An 18,633-nucleotide genomic window follows, 5' to 3' on the forward strand; every position below is an offset into this window, starting at 1 on the left:
CGTTATGAACGTTTCCCCACCGAGAGTCGTTACCTTAGTGGTATTGTTGAGACGTTTTTTCTCCATTGCGGCTACTAACATTTGGAAGGAGAAATGTATGACGAAGGAATCAACTATTCATCCCGATTTTTCAACTGAATCAGAACGCCTGGAGTTTACGAAGCGTTACATTGATGTGGTCATCAGCACATCCCAGACGAGTAAGGAAAAGTATAAGGAAAACATGGAAAAAGCTTTTGGAGATATTGATTGGGGCGAGTCAAGTGCTGCTTACATCGATATCTTGACGAACTCAAGCTTTTTTGAGATGTCCAAAGAAGAACTGGAGTCCCTAACGAAAGCGAAAACGAAACCGTATTTTGCCAGGATTGATTTTCAACATGAGGGATCGGACAAGGTGGAGAAGCACTATATTGGGAAGACCTCCCTGTATCAGAGGGAGAATCAAGAACAAATCATCGTGGACTGGCGGTCTCCCATCGCAAACCTGTATTACGAAGGACGGATCGGTGATGTTTCGTATGAAGCGGAAGACGAAACATATGAAGGAGATCTTTCATTAAAACGTCAGTACATGATTGAGGATGGTTTGTTAGAAGAAATCAGGGATATAGATTTAACGACCACTGATGAACTGCTTCAGGATTCATTAGCCAAAAGCTCCAGCAATCGTTTAACTGAGATCATTTCCACCATTCAAGAAGAACAGAACCGGATCATCCGGGCCGATTTAAACAAGCCTATCATTGTTCAAGGAGCGGCAGGAAGCGGAAAGACAACCATCGCCCTTCATCGGATTTCATACTTTATTTACAACTATAAGCAGCATTTTGACCCGAAACAACTGATGATCCTTGCACCAAGTAATTTGTTTATCGACTACATTTCAGAAGCCTTGCCGGAACTTGGGGTTGAACGGGTAAGACAAACGACGTTCACGGATTATGTCATGACCTGCTTAGAGAAAAAGCTGAAATTAGTAGAAGATAACAAGCTCATTCAGTTAATTGAAACCAAGGGTGAAGACATAAAGACTGCATCCTGGATATCTGGGTTTAAAGGCTCCAAAGCATTTAGGAGAATTCTTGATTATTATATAGAAGAAATTGAACAGCGTTTTTATACATCAAAGGACTTCTATGTTGATAAATACAAGCTCTACACGGCAAAAAAGTTCACTCACCTTTTTAAAGATGAATATACGTATATGCCAATCTATCGCCGGATGGATAAGCTCAAAGCTCTCTTACAGAGTTATGTTCGGACGAACAAGAAGCAGATGGTGGGGAAGGTAGAGAGGTTTTTCGATGAACGGATCGAAACAGCGCTTTTTCAAAGGACACAAGCAGCAAATCGGAAGGACTATGTGTCAAAAGCATTGGACAAGAAAAAAGAGCGGGTCGAAGAAGTTAAGAAGGCGATCCGAACAAGCGTAACGGCCTACATGAAGCAGTTTGAAAAGAAAAACCTGGATCAATACTTCATAGAATTGTTCTCAGATCCGAATCGGCTGGCTTCTTACTCGAAAGGTGAGCTAAGCATGCAACAGGCAGAACAGCTTAGTCAATATACGTTGAAATACGCGGAGAAGAAGCAGTATGAGGTAGAAGACTTAGCCATTCTTCTTTACTTGCAAACTCACTTGTTTGGAATCGATAAATTTTATAAAGCGAAAAATATCGTGATTGATGAAGCACAGGATTATAGTTATATGCAGCTTTATTCGTTGAAGAGGGCACTTGAAACCGACATGTTTACATTAGTGGGGGATCTTGCCCAGGGAATTCACTCCTACCGTGGACTTCAGTCATGGGAACCGGTGTATAGAGATGTTTTTCCGAGGGCCACCTATACCGAGTTGCAAAAAAGCTACCGAACCACAATTGAAATCATGGAGGAAGCAAATAAACTGCTGAATCTCTTACCCTATGAATTTCCTAAAGTGAATCCAGTGGTGAGACACGGAGATTCTCCCAGCTTCGATGAGTTTGTGGAATTAGAAGAATTGGCTGCCGTAATCGAGGAGAAGGTGAATTCTGGACGAGAAGAAGGATTCCAAACCTTCGCCGTGATCGGTAAAAGCATGAAGGATTGTGTGAAAATCAGCGGAATCCTTCAAGATCGGCAGCCCGGGAAAGTGAAGTTATTAGAAGAACAGGAATCGATCCCAAAAGATCAAATCGTCGTTGTCCCATCTTACCTGTCAAAAGGACTCGAATTCGATGTCGTCATCATCGCAACGGTGGATGAAGCATTCAAAGCGGAAAACGAACTCGACATTAAGCTCCAATACGTGTCCATGACACGCCCCCTGCATAAGCTCGCGTTTATCGGGAAGAATAGAGGTCAATTTATCGGCCGGTAGAAGCTCCAAATTGAGGCTGGGACAAAAGTTTTTTAGCCTAAGTCAAACCCGAACAAACCTGCTTCTTAGTGTGCAGATTTGTTCGGGTTTATTATGTATTTTCAAAACTTGATTTTAGCTGTTTCCAGCGGTTGATTGGAGTGCAAGACGAAGACTCCTGCGGGAAGAGTAGCTTATGTGAGACTTGTCCAGCTATAGGGCTTAGAGGCAAATGTCATAAGGCAGATCGTCCATGAAGGAAAAGAACGCCTTCAAGGCCGCTCCGCCTTATGCCAACCGCCTCTGAGCGAAGCCCCTCCGCTTTTCTACCCGCAGGCTTGCCGAGGAGGCTCACGGGCTACCCGCGGAAAGCGTAGTCTTGCACGGAAATCATTAGCGGTATGAAGAACCTACACTTCTATTGTTCGTCTTTTTATCGTGGTTTTTTAGTTTTGTCCCAGCCTCTTAATTTAGTATATAAACAAATTTTTCAATCATAACATTAGCAAAAAGCTGAGTGAATTTGTAAAATAGTAAATCAGGAGGGATGCAATATGTTAAAAAACTTACAGAGCACGAAGACATTACATAATGGAATCAAAATTCCTTATGTCGGTTTAGGAGTTTACCAAATGAAAGATCCGTCTGAAACGGTGCAGGCTGTTCGAACAGCGATTAAGTCAGGGTACCGTTCCATCGATACAGCGGCGATCTACGACAACGAAGAAAGTGTAGGCCAAGGTGTGAAAGAAGGTGGAGTAGCGAGAGAGGAACTGTTCATTACATCGAAAGTATGGAATAGTGATCAAGGCTACGATACGACATTGAAAGCATTCGAAACCAGCCTGAAAAAGCTTGATATGGACTACCTGGATCTTTATTTAATTCACTGGCCGGTAGAAGGAAAATACATTGATACATGGAAGGCACTCGAAAGACTGCATAGCGAAGGGTTAGTGAAGTCAATCGGTGTAAGTAACTTCCATCAGCATCACCTTGAAGATTTGATGAAGAACAGCAATGAAAAGCCTGTATTAAATCAAATCGAATTACACCCTCGTCTGAATCAGGAAAAAATAAGAGAATTCTGTGCATCACAAAATATTGCAGTCGAAGCATGGTCACCAATCGCTCAAGGGCGTGTACTGGATGAGCCAACACTGAATCACATTGCTGAAAAGCATGAAAAATCCGCTGCCCAAGTGATTCTACGCTGGCACCTTCAGAATGATGTCATCATTATTCCTAAATCTGTTCATGAAAGCCGAATAAAAGAAAACGCAGATCTATTCAACTTCGAATTATCACTGGAAGAAATGAACCAAATCAACGGATTAAATCTCGACGAACGCTTCGGGCCAGATCCGGACAACTTCGATTTTTAATCGATAGGTATATGTTAGAGGTCCGTCCCTCCAGAAGAGGGACGGACCTCTTATTTTCTCCTTCATGTCCCATTATTAACAAAGTTGTAAAATAGTTATTGACAGGGAAGCGAGGAGTATTATACAATTATCTCGAAATCAAAATAAATACATTCGAGATAACAAGTACTCTTTTTTTACACATATATCTCAAATTCAAGATAAATAATTTGAGAATAATTGAATTTGAAATGTTTGAAGCTACATCTCGATGGGAAAACATAAAGGAGGAAGTAAAATGACAGCACTAGCTGCTTTCGGTTTATTGGTTATTCGTTTAGTAGTAGGGTTAACATTGGCTGCTCACGGAGCACAGAAATTATTTGGCTGGTTTGGTGGACACGGACTACAAGGAACAGGTGGTTTCTTTGAGTCCATTGGAATCAAGCCGGGAAAAACGATGGCATTACTTGCAGGACTTTCTGAAGTTGCAGGGGGATTACTATTCGCGGCAGGTTTTTTGACGCCATTAGCAGCGTTACTTATCATTGGAACGATGATTGTAGCGATCGTAAAAGTTCACGGACCAAATGGTTATTGGGTTACACAAAATGGTACAGAATATAATGTGATGCTCATTGTTGTTGCTCTTGGAGTTGCACTGGTAGGGGCAGGATCATTTTCTATAGATGCACTTTTATTTTAGATAAGTTCATAGGAATTCAAATGTACACATATACGATGTGGAAATCCAACACAGAAACTCGGCATGCAATCCAACATCACTACTTTCAATTAGGTAGCAAATGAATAATGCAGGTGAATGTTGATTGATTTACCTGCACTCGGATTCGGTGTTTCACTTATTTACTATATATAAACCATATTTAAAGGAGAGATTAAGATTATGTCTAATGTAAAATTAGCAATCATGTACTACAGTTCAACGGGAACAAATTATCAAATGGCGAAATGGGCAGAAGAGGCTGCGAAAGAAGCAGGCGCTGAAGTGAAGGTACTGCGTTTTGAAGAAACGGCACCTGAAGGAGCGATCGCTTCAAACCCAGCATGGGAAAAGCACTATAATGAAACAAAAGATATCGTACCTGTTGCGACACTTGATGATCTTGAGTGGGCAGACGCATACCTTTTCAATGTTCCAACCCGATTCGGAAATGTTCCTTCTCAAGTCAAAGCCTTCCTGGATACTACTGGAGGTCTTTGGTTCAACGGGAAACTTGCAAATAAAGTAGTAAGTGCCACTTCATCTGCAAGCAACTCACACGGTGGACAGGAGCAGACGGTCCTGGCTCTTTACACAACTATGATGCATTGGGGTGCAATCATCGCAGCCCCTGGATATACAGACCAATCAAGCTTTACTACAGGAGGAAACCCGTACGGAACGAGTGTAACAGTCGATCAAGAGGGTAATATGGTTGAAGCCGTTGAGCCTGCAGTGAAACACCAAACTCGCCGTACCATCCAAATTGCTGAAGCAGTAAAAAACGGATTGAAATAAATAACATATAAAAAAACGAGTCACTCACGAATGGGAGTGGCTCGTTTTTTTTTTGTTCTCACAACCCGACATCATCGGCACAATCAGCCTCACACTCAATCCATTCCCCAGTCAGGGGATGAGGAAATGAAATCCGTGCAGCATGCAGCGCTTGCCTATTGAAAATCGGCCTTCCTCCATATAATATGTCTCCGACTAAAGGATGACCGATGTGACTCATATGGACGCGAATCTGGTGGGTGCGTCCAGTATCGAGCTGGACCTCAACTAGTGTAAAAGGATTTTTATACTCCAGCACCTTGTAGTGGGTGATTGCATCCTGACCAGAAGGTGAGACCCTTCTTCTTGTATTGTGATGGCGGTCCCTGCCGATCGGTTCAGAGATGGTGCCTTTTTTTTGCTTCAATCGACCATGAACGAGAGCGTTGTATGTACGCTTGATCTGTCTCTCAGTGAGAAGGCGGTCAAGAATCGCTTTACTTAACGGGTGCTTGGCGAAGATGATTGCTCCCGATGTATCATGATCCAAACGATGAATGTGCTGGACGCGGCTGCTTTCTCCCCGGGCTTGATAGTGAAAGGCCACCAGATTTGCAAGGGTTTCCGTCTCATTCGGATGGTTTGGGTGAGTATCAATTCCCGCAGGTTTGTTGACGACAATCAGATGGTTATCTTCGAATAGTACATCGATTTCTCCATAGGTCGGAGGGACATCATATTCTACTTCTTTAAATAAATGAAGCTGAAGCGTATCTCCCGGAGAAAGGGGCTGGGTCCAGGAAATCGATTTCCCGTTCACTTTAATATCACCCGCCATCCTCATGGAATGAATTAGTTTCTTAGGTGCTTGCCAGTGATTTCTAAGAATTGTTTCAATCGTTACATTTTTCCATTTGTCTGGAACAACTAGTTCAAATAGTTCTCCTTTTTTCTGTGTTTTCATCAAAAAACTCCTTCAACTGACAAAAATCTTATACTTGTGTGGGTATTTAAACCTAATTTAACTCCTATTCAACCCATTTCATGGGTATAATTACCACGCTGTTGGTTCTACTTCTATGTTATCCTTAATATATCTATTACAGAGAGATTACAACCATTACAAAGGTGGGTTATGACGGTGAAAGTTTTACTAGCATCAACACATGAACAGGAAGACAAAATTCAAGAGCTCATACAGTATATGTATTGTACTATTTTCCCTGATTATTTCACAGATGATGAAATTGAGCAATTTGATGATATGCAAGTATTACATACGACGACGAGAAACTTTGAATACTTCGGAACCCTTAAAGAAGCGTTCCAGGTGATTTCAAGCTTACAAACATTGATTTCCATTGTCGAGAGCGGATCAAAAGAAGAAGTGTATGAAGAAATGTTTTACCGCAATGCTGATATTCTTCAAGGGTTTGGTATGTTTTTCCCACTGTCTTATGATCAATTCAGTGAAGAAACTGATTGTAAGCATAATTTAAGTATTTATTCGAGAGCGGATAACCAACTGCTTGTTTAGAAAAATCACGTCGCAAAAAGTTTGATACTTTAGAAGATTCGTGTAAAAATGTTTAGAAGATTCCAGTGAGGGGAAAATAGCTTGTAATAAGTTGATTTTGAAGATACACAGTATCTTCATCTTGAAATTCCTCCTCACTTGAAAGGGGCTGACTCGTGGAAAAGTCAGCCCCTCTTTTTTTGCTTTATTATTCTTTCGTAACGTTCTCTTCAAAAAACTTCTTAAATTCTTCTTCAGGTTGTTCCCCTACGATTCTCGCTACTTCTTTTCCACCTTCGAAATGTACCAGTGTTGGAGTGGATTCGATTCGGTACTGATCCCATCCTTGTTCAAATTCAAGAAGATTGTACTGAACCATATCGACTCCCATGTCTTCGGCAAGTGGTGCAAGTATAGGAGTAGTTCTCTTACAATGAATACACGATGAGCTATAGAAATACACAGTCACATCTTCGTTATTCTTTAATTTCTCTTCTAATTCCTCTGGCAGGACCACATTCTGATAGTTAGGGTCGTCCAGCAGTTCGACTGTGGCAGGATTAAGATTCGCTTTTTTAAACTTATTTCCCTCTGCTTTTTGACTGTTTTGCATGCTTGTGATGAGCGCGATGGCAGCAAATAATGCGACGATCGCTACTAGAAATATGATGATTTTCTTCAATCTATTTGTCCTCCTTTAATGCTTTTAATACCATTACACTTGCGATGAAGATGATAAAGAAACCGGTCAATGCCAAGAATGGGATGGTGATAAATCCGAACAGGTTGATGTATTCGCCTGTACATGGAACCCGTCCGCAGGCGGGTGCACTCTCTGTAAGGATTGAAACTTTTTGAATAGAGTAGTGATACAAGGAAACGATAAGGCCGATTCCGGATAAAATAGTAGAATATAATGCCGCTTGAAAATCTTTGCGGACATAGGCCACACCTAATAGAATGACCATCGGATACATTAAGATACGCTGATACCAGCATAATACACATGGTTCATATTTCATGATTTCAGAGAAATATAAGCTCCCCATAGTTGCGACAAGAGAGGAAGCCCATGCAAGGAACAACAGAGAATCTGCTTTTTTATTCATATAGAATTCCTTTCTAAGTATATTCTATCAAATTATAGTATGTTATTATTATAAATGTAAAATGAGAAATCTTTATGAAGAAATATGATATTTTTTTAACGATTTATGCAAACGTTTGCAGTAAGCGTTTTATTCTTTGAATTGACCTAACAGGAGGAAATCACATATGACAAAACAATGGTGGAAAGAATCGGTAGTCTATCAAATTTACCCTCGCAGTTTCATGGATTCAAATGGAGATGGCGTCGGGGATATTAGAGGAATTATTTCTAAATTGGATTATCTGAAAGAACTGGGCATTGATGTGGTCTGGTTATCACCTGTGTATGAATCTCCTAATGATGATAATGGTTATGATATAAGCAATTATAAAAAGATTATGGATGAGTTCGGCACGATGGCAGATTGGGAAGAAATGCTTGAGGAAATGCATAACCGTGGTATGAAGCTTGTTATGGACTTAGTGGTGAATCACTCTTCCGATGAGCACGGCTGGTTTGTGGAATCGAGGAAATCAAAGGACAACCCATATCGTGATTATTATATTTGGCGTGAAGGAAAAAACGGAAAAGAGCCGAATAACTGGGAGTCTGTATTTAGCGGTTCTGCTTGGGAATATGATGAAACGACAGAGGAATATTTCTTACATCTCTTTTCGAAAAAGCAGCCGGATCTAAACTGGGAGAACCCGAAGCTGCGACAGGAAATCTATGACATGATGAAATTCTGGCTGGATAAAGGAATCGATGGTTTCCGTATGGATGTCATCAACTTCATTTCGAAAGTGCCAACACTGCCTGATGCGCCAAATCCTGAAGGGAAGACGTATGCTTCCGGTCATGAGTACTTTATGAACGGTCCGCGCATTCATGAATTCTTTAAGGAAATGAATCAAGAGATCTTATCACATTATGATGCAATGACTGTTGGTGAAATGCCGGGAGTGGCACCGGATCAAGCCGTACTTTACACAGGTGAAGACCGCAATGAGGTGAATATGGTATTTCAGTTCGAACATATGGATGTGGACTCGGGTCCAGGAGGGAAATGGGACGTCATTCCTTTCGACCTTGTAAAATTGAAAACCATTTTAACGAAGTGGCAGACAGAACTTCACGGGAAGGGCTGGAACAGTTTGTACTGGAACAACCACGATCAGCCAAGGATTGTGTCACGACTTGGTGACGATGGAGATTACCGCGTGAAATCTGCCAAAATGCTGGCAACACTTCTTCATCTGATGCAGGGGACGCCTTACATTTATCAAGGCGAGGAGCTTGGAATGACGAATGTCCGATTCTCGTCCATTGATGAGTACAAGGATATCGAGACCCTGAACATGTATCGCGAAAAAATAGCGCTAGGAATGGATCCTGAAGAAATCATGAAGTCCATATATGTAAAGGGAAGAGACAACGCAAGAACCCCTATGCAGTGGAACAGCGGGGACCAGGGAGGGTTCACTGAAGGAGAACCCTGGATTGCCCTTAACCCCAACTACAAAGAAATCAATGCCGAACAAGCTCTAAAAGATCCAGAATCCATTTTTTACTACTATCAAAAATTGATTGCTCTTCGTAAAGAGCATGAAATTATCCCATACGGATCCTTTGAACTTCACTATGCAGATCATCCTACCGTATATGCCTATACGAGAACATATGAAAACGAAAAGATCATGGTACTTTGCAATGTATCCGGAGAAAAACAAGTCATTGATAACATCGCTTCTTTTGATATCAGTCAGGCTGAAATCCTTATAACAAACGAAGAAAAGCATGAAAAAGATAAATTTACTTTAAACCCTTGGGAAGCAACGGCTTATTATTTTAAGAGGTAAAATGAAAGGAAGCACCAATATGATCGGGTGCTTCTATTTTTAAGGACATTTTTTGTAAAATTTGTTTGGTGTTAAAGATCTATGAAATCAACCGCTACTGGCTATTTTAAGAATATTTAACCCCAAATCAAATTTCTTCAAATCATCCACACCCCTTTGCTAAAATAAAAGGGATGGACTGTCATGAACTTCGTTTCAACAGTGCACTATAAGGGTATATAATTCAGGTAATTTATGAAGGAGTAGATCATAGATGGCAGAAAAACTAGACTTATCACAGTTCGAAAAGAAAATGATCATACGTCCAATGGAACATAAGGACATTCAAGATATTATCAACATGCAGTCTGTTTGTTTTCCAGGGATGGATCCCTGGAAGGTGGAACATCTGGAAAGTCATTTGGACGTGTTTCCGGAAGGTCAGCTTGTCGCCGAATTAGAAGGGGAAATTATTGCATCATGCTCGAGTCTGATCATTAACTTTGACGAGTATGACGACCGCCACACATGGGATGATGTAACGGATAATGGTTACATAACGAATCACAATCCCGATGGCTATAACCTGTACGGAATCGAAGTCATGGTGCACCCTGAATACCGACGCATGAAGGTAGGACATCGTTTATATGAAGCAAGGAAGGATCTTGCAAGACAGTGGAATTTAAAGAGTATCATCATCGGGGGACGCATCCCGAACTACCATAAACACTCGGAGGAGATGTCTCCAAGGGAGTACGTGGATTCAGTTGGGCGTCATAAGATTTATGACCCTGTACTATCATTCCAGTTATTAAACGGTTTCACCCTGATGCGGATCAACCCGAACTATTTACCTGATGACAAACGATCACATAAATACGCCACGCTGATGGAATGGAATAACGTCGATTACCGTCCGTCCAGCAAACGGCATTTTAAAACAAGTTATCCTGTCAGGATCTGTGTTGTTCAGTACATGATGCGTAAAATCAATTCCTTCGAGGAGTTCGCGAATCAGGTTGAATACTTTACAGATGTAGCATCAGATGCAAAATCTGATTTCGTCGTGTTTCCTGAAATCTTCACCACACAGCTCATGTCATTCTTGAACATCCAGTCACCGAGCTTAGCAGTGAGAAAGCTGACGGACTTTACTGAGGAATATATCGAATTATTCACGGATTTAGCGGTTCGTTACAATGTGAATATCATTGGGGGGTCTCACTTCGTTAAGGAAGAAGACGATGAAATCTACAATATCGCATACTTGTTCCGTCGTGATGGAACGATCGAGAAACAGTACAAGGTTCATATCACACCAAATGAACGAAAGTGGTGGGGAATCAGTCCAGGAGATTCCGTAAGGGTGTTCGACACGGATTGCGGGAAGATCGCGATTCAAATCTGCTATGATATCGAATTCCCTGAGCTTGCCCGTATCGCAACTGACAAAGGGGCGAAGATCATCTTTACTCCATTCTGTACAGAAGATCGCCAAGGGTATCTCCGTGTCAGATACTGTGCACAAGCCCGTGCAGTTGAGAACCAGATTTATACGGTCATTTCCGGTACAGTGGGGAATCTTCCACAGACAGAAAACATGGACATTCAATACGCTCAGTCAGGTATCTTTGCTCCGTCTGATTTTGAATTTGCCCGTGATGGAATTGTCGGAGAGACAAATCCAAACATTGAAATGGTCATGATCGGAGATGTCGATCTCGAAGTGCTGCGACGACAGCGTCAATCGGGTACGGTCCGTCAGTTAAAAGATCGCCGACATGATGTATATGGAGTGAATTATAAGAAGTAATCCAAGTAAAAGCCTCGCTGAATTGTTCAGTGAGGCTTTCTTGAGAAAAAAAGACAAATTCATTTCAGAAAAATTATGCTAAAATAATGACTAAACGAATCTTGTCGACATATGACGGATTGTTTTAGCAGGATTTCTACAATATGTGATAGAATTTATTCTTATACAGCATTAGGAGGGGATCGTTTTGAGTTGGAAAACATCTTGGGAAAAATGGAGCGACTACTTGCATCTGGATGAAGAGATCAACGAGCTTTTAGGAGCAATGAAAGACGACGAGAAAACCTTAGAAGACGCATTCTACAAAAACCTGGAATTCGGTACTGGTGGAATGAGGGGAGAAATTGGTCCCGGAACCAACCGAATGAACATTTATACAGTTAGAAAAGCCTCAGAAGGATTAGCACGATACATAGAAGAACAAGGTGAAGAGGCTAAAAAGCGCGGAGTTGTAATCGCTTACGATTCCCGTTATAAATCTCCTGAATTTGCCATGGAATCAGCTAAGACGCTGGCTACACATGGTATTCAAACATATGTGTTCGACGAACTGAAACCAACTCCGGAGCTTTCATTTGCCCTTAGACAATTAAAGGCATTCTCTGGAATCGTGGTCACAGCAAGCCATAATCCACCTGAATATAATGGTTACAAAGTATACGGTGAGGATGGGGCTCAGCTGCCTCCACACGTAGCCGATGCCGTTATCGATAAAGTGAATGAAGTGGAAAATGAGCTGGAAATTGAAGTTAAATCAGAAGTAGAATTGAAATCATCCGGTCTCATTAAAATGATTGGCGAAGAGATCGATCAATCTTACCTGGAGCATCTGATTTCGATTTCTGAAAAACCTCAAATTGCCAAGGAAGTCGACCTGAAAATCGTATTTTCTCCATTACATGGAACAGCCTTAAAGATGGCTGAAAAGGGTCTGAAAGCTTTAGGATATGAGTCTGTTCACATTGTAAAGGAACAGGCGATTCCAGATCCTGAGTTTACGACTGTGAAATCCCCGAACCCGGAAGATAAAGCGGCCTTTGAATATGCCATCCGTGACGGGAAGGAAATCGACGCAGATATCCTGATTGCGACAGATCCCGATGCAGACCGGTTAGGTGTAGCCGTAAAAGGTGAATCAGGCGAGTATATCTTTCTCACTGGAAACCAAACAGGTGCTATTCTGCTGGATTATATTCTGGCACGTAAACAAGAAAAAAATATGATTCCTGAAAATGGACGAGTATTCAAAACCATCGTTACATCCGAATTAGGCCGTAAAGTGGCAGAACATTACGGAGCTTCATTGGAAGATGTACTGACAGGCTTCAAATTCATCGGTGAAAAAATTAAAAAGTATGAAGAAACAGGCGAATACACATTCTTATTTGGTTATGAAGAAAGCTATGGGTACTTAATCGGCGACTTCGCCCGCGATAAAGATGCCATACAAGCCGTGCTGATGGCAGCAGAAGCGGCAGCCTACTATAAGAAACAAGGCAAAACCCTATATAATGTACTGAATGATTTATTTGAACAGCATGGCTTCTATCAAGAGGGATTAAAAAGTTTAACTCTTAAAGGAAAAGAAGGTGCTGAACAAATTCAGGGGATTCTGAAGGACTTCAGAAACGAGCCTTTGAAAGAAGTGGCAGGTATGCAGGTCGTCTCATCGGAAGATTATAAAGTAAGTAAGAAAATCGATTTACAATCAGGTGAAGAATCAATCATTCACCTTCCATCTTCAAATGTTTTAAAATACTATCTTGAAGACGGATCATGGATTTGCTTACGCCCATCTGGAACCGAGCCGAAAATCAAGTTCTACTTCAGCGTTATTGGTGAGACACAAAGTGATAGCGATAATAAATTACATGCTCTGCAAGAAGCCATCATGGCGAAAGTGGAAACGATGGTAAGTTCATCTGTAGGAGAGGCATAAACATACAGCCATATTGCATTGCTTAATACAAAACAAGAGATGTGCTGGTGCATCTCTTGTTTTTTTGGAGTGAAGTAAGAACATATGTTTTCCGTCAAAGGTCGTAGAATGATTCATTCTTTTTGAGAATACCGGTTATGTGTAAAAACTATATAATAGTAGTGAAGGATCGGAGAGGACGATGAAAATGAATCAAGAATCCCTTTCAAATATCGGGCTTTTGAAAGAGATAGCCGAATTGCTGAACAATGAAACAGAGCTTTCTTCCATGCTATCAGGTGCAGTTAAGAAGTTGATCAGAGGAACAAGCTTCACGACGGGATGGATTTTCTTTATAGAAAAGGAAGGAAGTCACGAGCTTGTCTCCTATGAGAATCTCCCAAAGTCACTATCTGACCGGAAATGTGAACTGATGAAAAAGGGCGGCTGCTGGTGTGTCAATCGCTTTCGAAATGGAAAGCTGACGAAAGCATCCAATATCATCGAATGTCAGCGGATTGAGCAGGCCATCGAAGAAAACAGAGGGGATACGGATGAAATAACGTATCATGCAACCGTCCCTCTTCAGTCCGGAAATGAATCCTTTGGGTTATTGAATGTAGCAGCTCCGAATAAGACCCACTTTTCTACTGATGAACTGGCTCTTCTGGAATCAGTTGCATTTCAAATCGGTTCGGCCATTAAGCGTATTATGCTGACTAAGAAGGAGCAGGAAGTCGCTCTTATTGGTGAAAGGAACCGGTTGGCAAGAGATCTTCATGACTCTGTGAACCAACTGTTGTTTTCTCTTACTTTAACGGCAAGAGGTGGAGCGGAGATGACCAGGGAAGAGGAAGTAAAGGACACCTTCAAGACCATACAAAGTCTTGCCCAGGAAGCGCTTTCGGAAATGCGTGCCCTCATCTGGCAATTAAGACCACATGGTTTAGAAAACGGAGTGGTGGAAGCTGCTAAAGGATACGCAGACATGCTCGGTTTAACCCTTGAAATGAAAGTAGAGGGAGTCATTTCCCTAAGCTCTAAAATTGAAGAGGTATTGTGGCGTGTCAGTCAAGAAGCCCTGAATAATTGTAAAAAACATTCAGGTGAAAAGAACATATTCTATACATTAAAAAGTGAAGCACAATCGATTCGATTAACGATTGAAGATAGAGGTTACGGATTTCAATATGACAGGAAACAGTCTTTGCCGTCAGTTGGGATCCAAGGTATGAGAGAGCGTGTGAAAAGCATTGGAGGAGAATTAACGATAGATAGTGGGCTTGGGAAAGGAACGACGATTTTAGTTCAAATACCGTATTAGGAGGTGTCATGCATGATCAGAGTGTTAATAGCCGATGACCATCATGTCGTACGAAGAGGTCTTGTCTTCTTTTTAAAAACACAAAAAGACCTGGATATCGTAGGGGAAGCAAAAAATGGGGCAGAAGCCGTCCGGTTAGCTGAAACACTTGAACCCGATATCATCTTGATGGATTTAATGATGCCGGTCATGGACGGAATTCAAGCAACAAAGGAAATTAAAAAGAATCACCCTGCCATTCAAATTCTGATGCTCACCAGCTTTTCTGATCAGAATCACGTGATTCCTGCCATTGAAGCAGGAGCAGCTGGGTACCAATTAAAAGATATTGAACCCGATGAATTAGTGAATAGCATCCGAAAGCTTTTATCCGGGGAAAATTCTCTTCACCCTAAGGCAACCAACCATTTACTTACTCGTATCTCCAGAAAAGAGCCACCCCACAAAATCCATGAGCTCACCAAACGGGAGAAGGATGTTTTGATTGAGCTCACGAAAGGGAAGAGTAACAAAGAGATTGCTTCCAGCCTCTATATAACGGAAAAAACCGTCAAGACTCATATTTCAAACATATTTTCCAAGCTGGAAGTTTCAGATCGTACCCAAGCGGCTTTGTATGCCGTTAAACATCAATTGACATCAAACTAAACCGGAAAGGATTTTTCTAACATGAGTATTATAATTATTAACGGAAGTCCAAGAAAGCATGGGCGTACTGGAATTGCTTCACGATTCATTGCCCGGACGTATGACTGCGACCTTATTGACTTAAGTGATGGATCACTCCCATTGTACACCGGAGAGGAGGATCAATCAGAGCTTGAATCCGTTCACTCACTTAAACAAAAAGTGAAGGAAGCAGACGCGGTCATTTTAGCTTCCCCTGAATACCACAGCGGTATGAGCGGGACATTGAAGAATGCACTCGATTTCCTGAGCAGCGAGCAATTTGCCCACAAACCAGTGGCACTTCTTGCATGTGCCGGTGGAGGTAAAGGAGGGATCAACTGCTTGAACAACCTTCGCATCGTCGGCCGTGGAGTGTATGCAAACGTCATTCCGAAGCAGCTCATCCTCGATCCTCACTGCTTTGATTATGAAGGGGACGGACTCTTAGAAGAACCTGCTAAATTAGTTGATAATCTGATGAAGGAACTGAGGGTATATGTGAAAGCGGCTGAGCTAGTGAAAAGTGAAATATCGTCTTAATCGGGGAAAATCGGCATTGCGCCGGTTTTTTTATTAGGTTCCATTTTAATGGCTCTATACATACCAAAATAATAAAAGCTGATCCAATAGCGCATACTAATTGGATCAGCCGTAGGTGGAATTCTCTTTTTGTTACATCTCTGCAAAGGTTTCCTCAAGTGGTTGCTCGACACTATAGGTGAAATTTGCATGTTCAATATATCGTAAAAGCGTATATAGGTTACGCTCTACAACTGTGTAATCATTAGAAAAATGATACGCATGTAAGAAGTGTTCAATTCTTTTCGAAAGAAGGTCATCCTTCGTTCTCACCATGAGGATCAACAGGTTATCCCATTCTGATCGATGAGTGTAATACAAGGCCCGATCGTAATCGACTTTGTTCACTTGGTTTCCCTCCTTTTGAAGGGGTAATCATATTGTATGGAGAAAACAGCTTTTATTTCTCTGTAAAAGTTGGTTATGTTGCAAATGCTTGTTTTCCTACTTTTGGGTGAATAAATCAGTGAATTTAATTCATCCTATTAATGAAACGTAAACAGAGGTGATGATAATGAAGAAAGCAATGGTGATCGCATCAACCGTATTTTTTCTTATATTTTCAAGTCATGCAAATGCTCAACCAACGGATTATCAAAAATTTGGCCGGATTGCAACAGCCGTCATTAAAGAAGACTATCCTGGTCAGCCTGTGAAGGATTATCAATACCAGGGTCGAAAGAAAATGACGGAAAACAAAGTGGCCGATTCATTCGAATTTACCGTTCAAGAGAATAGTGCAGAGAAGAAGGTACTTGTAGTCGTCGTACACAATCTTGATAATGAAAAAATACTGAACATTACGGTGAAGGAATAGGTGCAACAGATAAAGTCTTCTTAAAGGGAGGCTTTTTTTGTTCGGATTGTGCGTGCGCAGTCTTAAGCAGGGTATTTTAAACTTAATACGAGACGTTGTTCATAATTTGGAACAAGTTTACACGAAAGTGGCACAACAAACCCGGATTTTGGCACAATGAACCTAGCTATAGAGTGAATATACTTTGTTGGGTTTGATAAATACGCCACAATCTAACACCCCAACAACGTATTGATAATAAAATAAAGTATTCTCTGCAAAAATTAAAACCATTTGCTAAAATAAACCTATACATAAATCGTTATTAATTTTTGAAAGGGGTTCTTTGATCCAATGTGATGCTATCTTTTCTCACCTAATTAAAAACTGAATAGAGGGAGGAAGAGATATTGCATTCCAATGCATTTAGAAATCTGTGGTTCGGTCAGGCATTGGCGAATATGGGAGATATTTTGTATATCGTAGGATTAATCTCCTTGATTTACAATTTAACAGGATCAGCTGTTTACATGACGGCAGTTCCTTTAGTGATTACGTTTTCGAGGTTTATAAGCAGCATGGTGGCACCCCTTCTGTTGAATCGCACTCAAATGAAGAGTTTAATTGCCTACTCTCAAATGGGGAAAACATTCTTCTTATGTTTATTTCTGTTGTTAATGGTACTCAATATTGAAAATGTGTGGTTCTTTTTAGGGTGTGCGAGTATCATTTCATTTTTAGATGGATGGGCATTGCCTGCCAGGAATTCGTATGTGCCCTTTCTTGTGAAACGGGAAGAGTTGATGGGAGCGAACGGGTTTTTATCCACCGTCGATCAGACGATACAATTTTCAAGCTGGGCATTAGGTGGAATCCTATTATCGCTCATTAATGAAACGAATCTATTTATCTTGATCATTGTTTTGTTTCTCGCCAGTACGTTGTTTATGATGAAGCTGCCTGTTATCCCAAGTACCAGCTTAGAAGTGAGAAAAGTTTGGTGGCAGCAGCTTGGAGAAGGGTGGTCAGAAGTTAGAAGGAGAAAGGGATTAGTTCCCGTGTTTTGGATCTATGGGTTAGAGTCGATTTCAGGTACCGTTTGGATTGCGGCTGTTTTGTATTTGTATGTTGATCTGCAATTACAGCGTGGCGAAGAATGGTGGGGGTTCATCAACTCCAGCTTCTTTATCGGCTTGGTACTTGCTTCCTATTTGATTTTTACGCTCCACAGCTTGTTTTCAAAGCACAGGCATAGATGGCTCCCGATTTGCATGGTCTTTACGTCAAGTGTGACACTCGTCTTTGCCTGGAATAAGGTTGCGCTCCTTGCACTCGTTTTATCCTTTGTGTTCGGTTTGTTTGATCAAATCAAAAATGTCGTTCTTCAAACGTATTTGCAGGAAAGTGCACCACCTGAAGAACTGGGGAGAATCTATGCTGCCCAAGGTGCGTTAACAACATTGCTGTTTGGATTATCATCTATTGGAGTAGGGCTGCTTCTTGAAGTACTTAGTATTTCAATGATTTTCACCCTATCAGCACTCCTATTGCTAGGCACTCTTTTTCCAGTTATGCTCCTTCAAAAGAATTTCCGGACATAACATTGATAAAAAGCTGTTCCCATCTCGTGATTGGGAGCAGCTTTTTTTGTCGACTTCAGCTTTTGCTTGTCGGGTCTGACCTACCCGGTTCCGCTTTTCTATATGTCCAGCTTCCGTGGCTAGAGGCTCGAGGTCATAAGACAAGCTGTCATGAAGGTGAAAAGGCGCACCTACATGACAGCTTGTCTTATGCTTGTCCCCTCTACCAAAGCCCTTCCGCTTTTCTTCATGTCCAGCTCCGGCGGGTAGTCCCTCGAGGTCATAAGCTAAATCGACC

At 41.4% G+C, this 18,633-nt stretch carries 17 protein-coding genes; 13 read left to right on the forward strand and 4 right to left on the reverse strand.

All coding sequences use genetic code 11. The annotated features are described in order from the left end of the window. Positions 1-97: 97 nt before the first annotated feature. The 4 genes from helD (at position 98) to wrbA (ending at position 5,230) form a co-directional block, all read left to right on the forward strand. A complete protein-coding gene (gene helD, locus ACYH0O_RS07635) occupies positions 98-2,365 on the forward strand; it encodes an RNA polymerase recycling motor HelD (protein ID WP_482631836.1) in 2,268 nt (755 codons plus the stop codon). A gap of 533 nt (positions 2,366-2,898) precedes the next feature. Further along, the gene (locus ACYH0O_RS07640) at positions 2,899-3,729 is read left to right on the forward strand and encodes an aldo/keto reductase (RefSeq protein ID WP_482631837.1); all 831 of its coding nucleotides are present in this window, start codon (positions 2,899-2,901) and stop codon (positions 3,727-3,729) included. A gap of 277 nt (positions 3,730-4,006) precedes the next feature. Next, positions 4,007-4,414: a DoxX family protein gene (locus ACYH0O_RS07645; RefSeq protein ID WP_482631838.1), complete on the forward strand. Its 408-nt coding sequence runs from the start codon at positions 4,007-4,009 to the stop codon at positions 4,412-4,414. 201 nt (positions 4,415-4,615) lie between these two features. Next, entirely contained in the window at positions 4,616-5,230 is a 615-nt protein-coding gene (wrbA, locus tag ACYH0O_RS07650; RefSeq protein WP_149155018.1) for an NAD(P)H:quinone oxidoreductase, read from the forward strand. Positions 5,231-5,288: 58 nt separating this feature from the next. Here wrbA and ACYH0O_RS07655 read toward each other — a convergent pair whose 3' ends face one another. Further along, positions 5,289-6,173: an RluA family pseudouridine synthase gene (locus ACYH0O_RS07655; protein WP_482631839.1), complete on the reverse strand. Its 885-nt coding sequence runs from the start codon at positions 6,171-6,173 to the stop codon at positions 5,289-5,291. Positions 6,174-6,344: 171 nt separating this feature from the next. Between ACYH0O_RS07655 and ACYH0O_RS07660 the strand changes: the two genes are divergently transcribed. Further along, positions 6,345-6,746, forward strand: coding sequence for a YhcU family protein (locus ACYH0O_RS07660; protein ID WP_262481653.1), 402 nt, complete (start codon positions 6,345-6,347; stop codon positions 6,744-6,746). Positions 6,747-6,933: 187 nt separating this feature from the next. On the opposite strand, the gene ACYH0O_RS07665 is transcribed toward ACYH0O_RS07660, so the two are convergent. Then, the gene (locus tag ACYH0O_RS07665) at positions 6,934-7,407 is read right to left on the reverse strand and encodes a thioredoxin family protein (protein WP_149155021.1); all 474 of its coding nucleotides are present in this window, start codon (positions 7,405-7,407) and stop codon (positions 6,934-6,936) included. A 1-nt stretch (position 7,408) separates the two neighbouring features. Next, positions 7,409-7,834: a disulfide oxidoreductase gene (locus ACYH0O_RS07670; protein WP_149155022.1), complete on the reverse strand. Its 426-nt coding sequence runs from the start codon at positions 7,832-7,834 to the stop codon at positions 7,409-7,411. A 166-nt stretch (positions 7,835-8,000) separates the two neighbouring features. Here ACYH0O_RS07670 and ACYH0O_RS07675 point away from each other — a divergent pair, with 166 nt between their 5' ends. The 6 genes from ACYH0O_RS07675 to ACYH0O_RS07700 all read left to right on the forward strand — a co-directional run bounded on the left by ACYH0O_RS07675 (position 8,001) and on the right by ACYH0O_RS07700 (position 15,920). Next, positions 8,001-9,674 (forward strand): glycoside hydrolase family 13 protein, encoded by a 1,674-nt coding sequence (locus ACYH0O_RS07675; RefSeq protein WP_482631840.1) that lies wholly within the window; start codon positions 8,001-8,003, stop codon positions 9,672-9,674. A gap of 253 nt (positions 9,675-9,927) precedes the next feature. Next, complete coding sequence (locus tag ACYH0O_RS07680) at positions 9,928-11,469, forward strand: bifunctional GNAT family N-acetyltransferase/carbon-nitrogen hydrolase family protein (RefSeq protein WP_149155024.1); 1,542 nt, start codon at positions 9,928-9,930, stop codon at positions 11,467-11,469. 187 nt (positions 11,470-11,656) lie between these two features. Then, entirely contained in the window at positions 11,657-13,408 is a 1,752-nt protein-coding gene (locus ACYH0O_RS07685; RefSeq protein ID WP_482631841.1) for a phospho-sugar mutase, read from the forward strand. A 187-nt stretch (positions 13,409-13,595) separates the two neighbouring features. Beyond that, complete coding sequence (locus ACYH0O_RS07690; protein ID WP_482632521.1) at positions 13,596-14,711, forward strand: GAF domain-containing sensor histidine kinase; 1,116 nt, start codon at positions 13,596-13,598, stop codon at positions 14,709-14,711. A gap of 12 nt (positions 14,712-14,723) precedes the next feature. Next, positions 14,724-15,359 carry a response regulator gene (locus ACYH0O_RS07695; RefSeq protein ID WP_149155027.1) on the forward strand — a complete coding sequence of 212 codons (636 nt, stop codon included), beginning with the start codon at positions 14,724-14,726 and terminating at the stop codon, positions 15,357-15,359. Positions 15,360-15,380: 21 nt separating this feature from the next. Further along, positions 15,381-15,920 carry an NADPH-dependent FMN reductase gene (locus ACYH0O_RS07700; protein ID WP_482631842.1) on the forward strand — a complete coding sequence of 180 codons (540 nt, stop codon included), beginning with the start codon at positions 15,381-15,383 and terminating at the stop codon, positions 15,918-15,920. Positions 15,921-16,052: 132 nt separating this feature from the next. Here the strand turns inward: ACYH0O_RS07700 and ACYH0O_RS07705 are convergent, their stop codons facing one another. Beyond that, entirely contained in the window at positions 16,053-16,307 is a 255-nt protein-coding gene (locus ACYH0O_RS07705) for a YhdB family protein (RefSeq protein WP_044337863.1), read from the reverse strand. 166 nt (positions 16,308-16,473) lie between these two features. On the opposite strand from ACYH0O_RS07705, the gene ACYH0O_RS07710 reads away from it, so the two are divergent. Together ACYH0O_RS07710 and ACYH0O_RS07715 are read left to right on the forward strand one after the other, a co-directional pair. After that, complete coding sequence (locus ACYH0O_RS07710; RefSeq protein WP_482631843.1) at positions 16,474-16,776, forward strand: DUF3889 domain-containing protein; 303 nt, start codon at positions 16,474-16,476, stop codon at positions 16,774-16,776. Between the two features lie 389 nt (positions 16,777-17,165). After that, a complete protein-coding gene (locus tag ACYH0O_RS07715) occupies positions 17,166-18,356 on the forward strand; it encodes an MFS transporter (RefSeq protein ID WP_482631844.1) in 1,191 nt (396 codons plus the stop codon). Positions 18,357-18,633: the final 277 nt, after the last annotated feature.

The sequence above is a fragment of the Rossellomorea sp. H136 genome (assembly GCF_056838065.1).

Bases quoted from the DNA above. Each gene is read 5' to 3' on its own strand.
- ACYH0O_RS07700 (WP_482631842.1), top strand. From the start codon at position 15,381: ATGAGTATTATAATTATTAACGGAAGTCCAAGAAAGCATGGGCGTACT.
- ACYH0O_RS07640 (WP_482631837.1), top strand. From the start codon at position 2,899: ATGTTAAAAAACTTACAGAGCACGAAGACATTACATAATGGAATCAAA.
- ACYH0O_RS07645 (WP_482631838.1), top strand. From the start codon at position 4,007: ATGACAGCACTAGCTGCTTTCGGTTTATTGGTTATTCGTTTAGTAGTA.
- helD (WP_482631836.1), top strand. From the start codon at position 98: ATGACGAAGGAATCAACTATTCATCCCGATTTTTCAACTGAATCAGAA.
- ACYH0O_RS07655 (WP_482631839.1), bottom strand. From the start codon at position 6,173: ATGAAAACACAGAAAAAAGGAGAACTATTTGAACTAGTTGTTCCAGAC.
- wrbA (WP_149155018.1), top strand. From the start codon at position 4,616: ATGTCTAATGTAAAATTAGCAATCATGTACTACAGTTCAACGGGAACA.
- ACYH0O_RS07670 (WP_149155022.1), bottom strand. From the start codon at position 7,834: ATGAATAAAAAAGCAGATTCTCTGTTGTTCCTTGCATGGGCTTCCTCT.
- ACYH0O_RS07690 (WP_482632521.1), top strand. From the start codon at position 13,596: ATGAATCAAGAATCCCTTTCAAATATCGGGCTTTTGAAAGAGATAGCC.
- ACYH0O_RS07695 (WP_149155027.1), top strand. From the start codon at position 14,724: ATGATCAGAGTGTTAATAGCCGATGACCATCATGTCGTACGAAGAGGT.
- ACYH0O_RS07660 (WP_262481653.1), top strand. From the start codon at position 6,345: ATGACGGTGAAAGTTTTACTAGCATCAACACATGAACAGGAAGACAAA.
- ACYH0O_RS07680 (WP_149155024.1), top strand. From the start codon at position 9,928: ATGGCAGAAAAACTAGACTTATCACAGTTCGAAAAGAAAATGATCATA.
- ACYH0O_RS07710 (WP_482631843.1), top strand. From the start codon at position 16,474: ATGAAGAAAGCAATGGTGATCGCATCAACCGTATTTTTTCTTATATTT.
- ACYH0O_RS07675 (WP_482631840.1), top strand. From the start codon at position 8,001: ATGACAAAACAATGGTGGAAAGAATCGGTAGTCTATCAAATTTACCCT.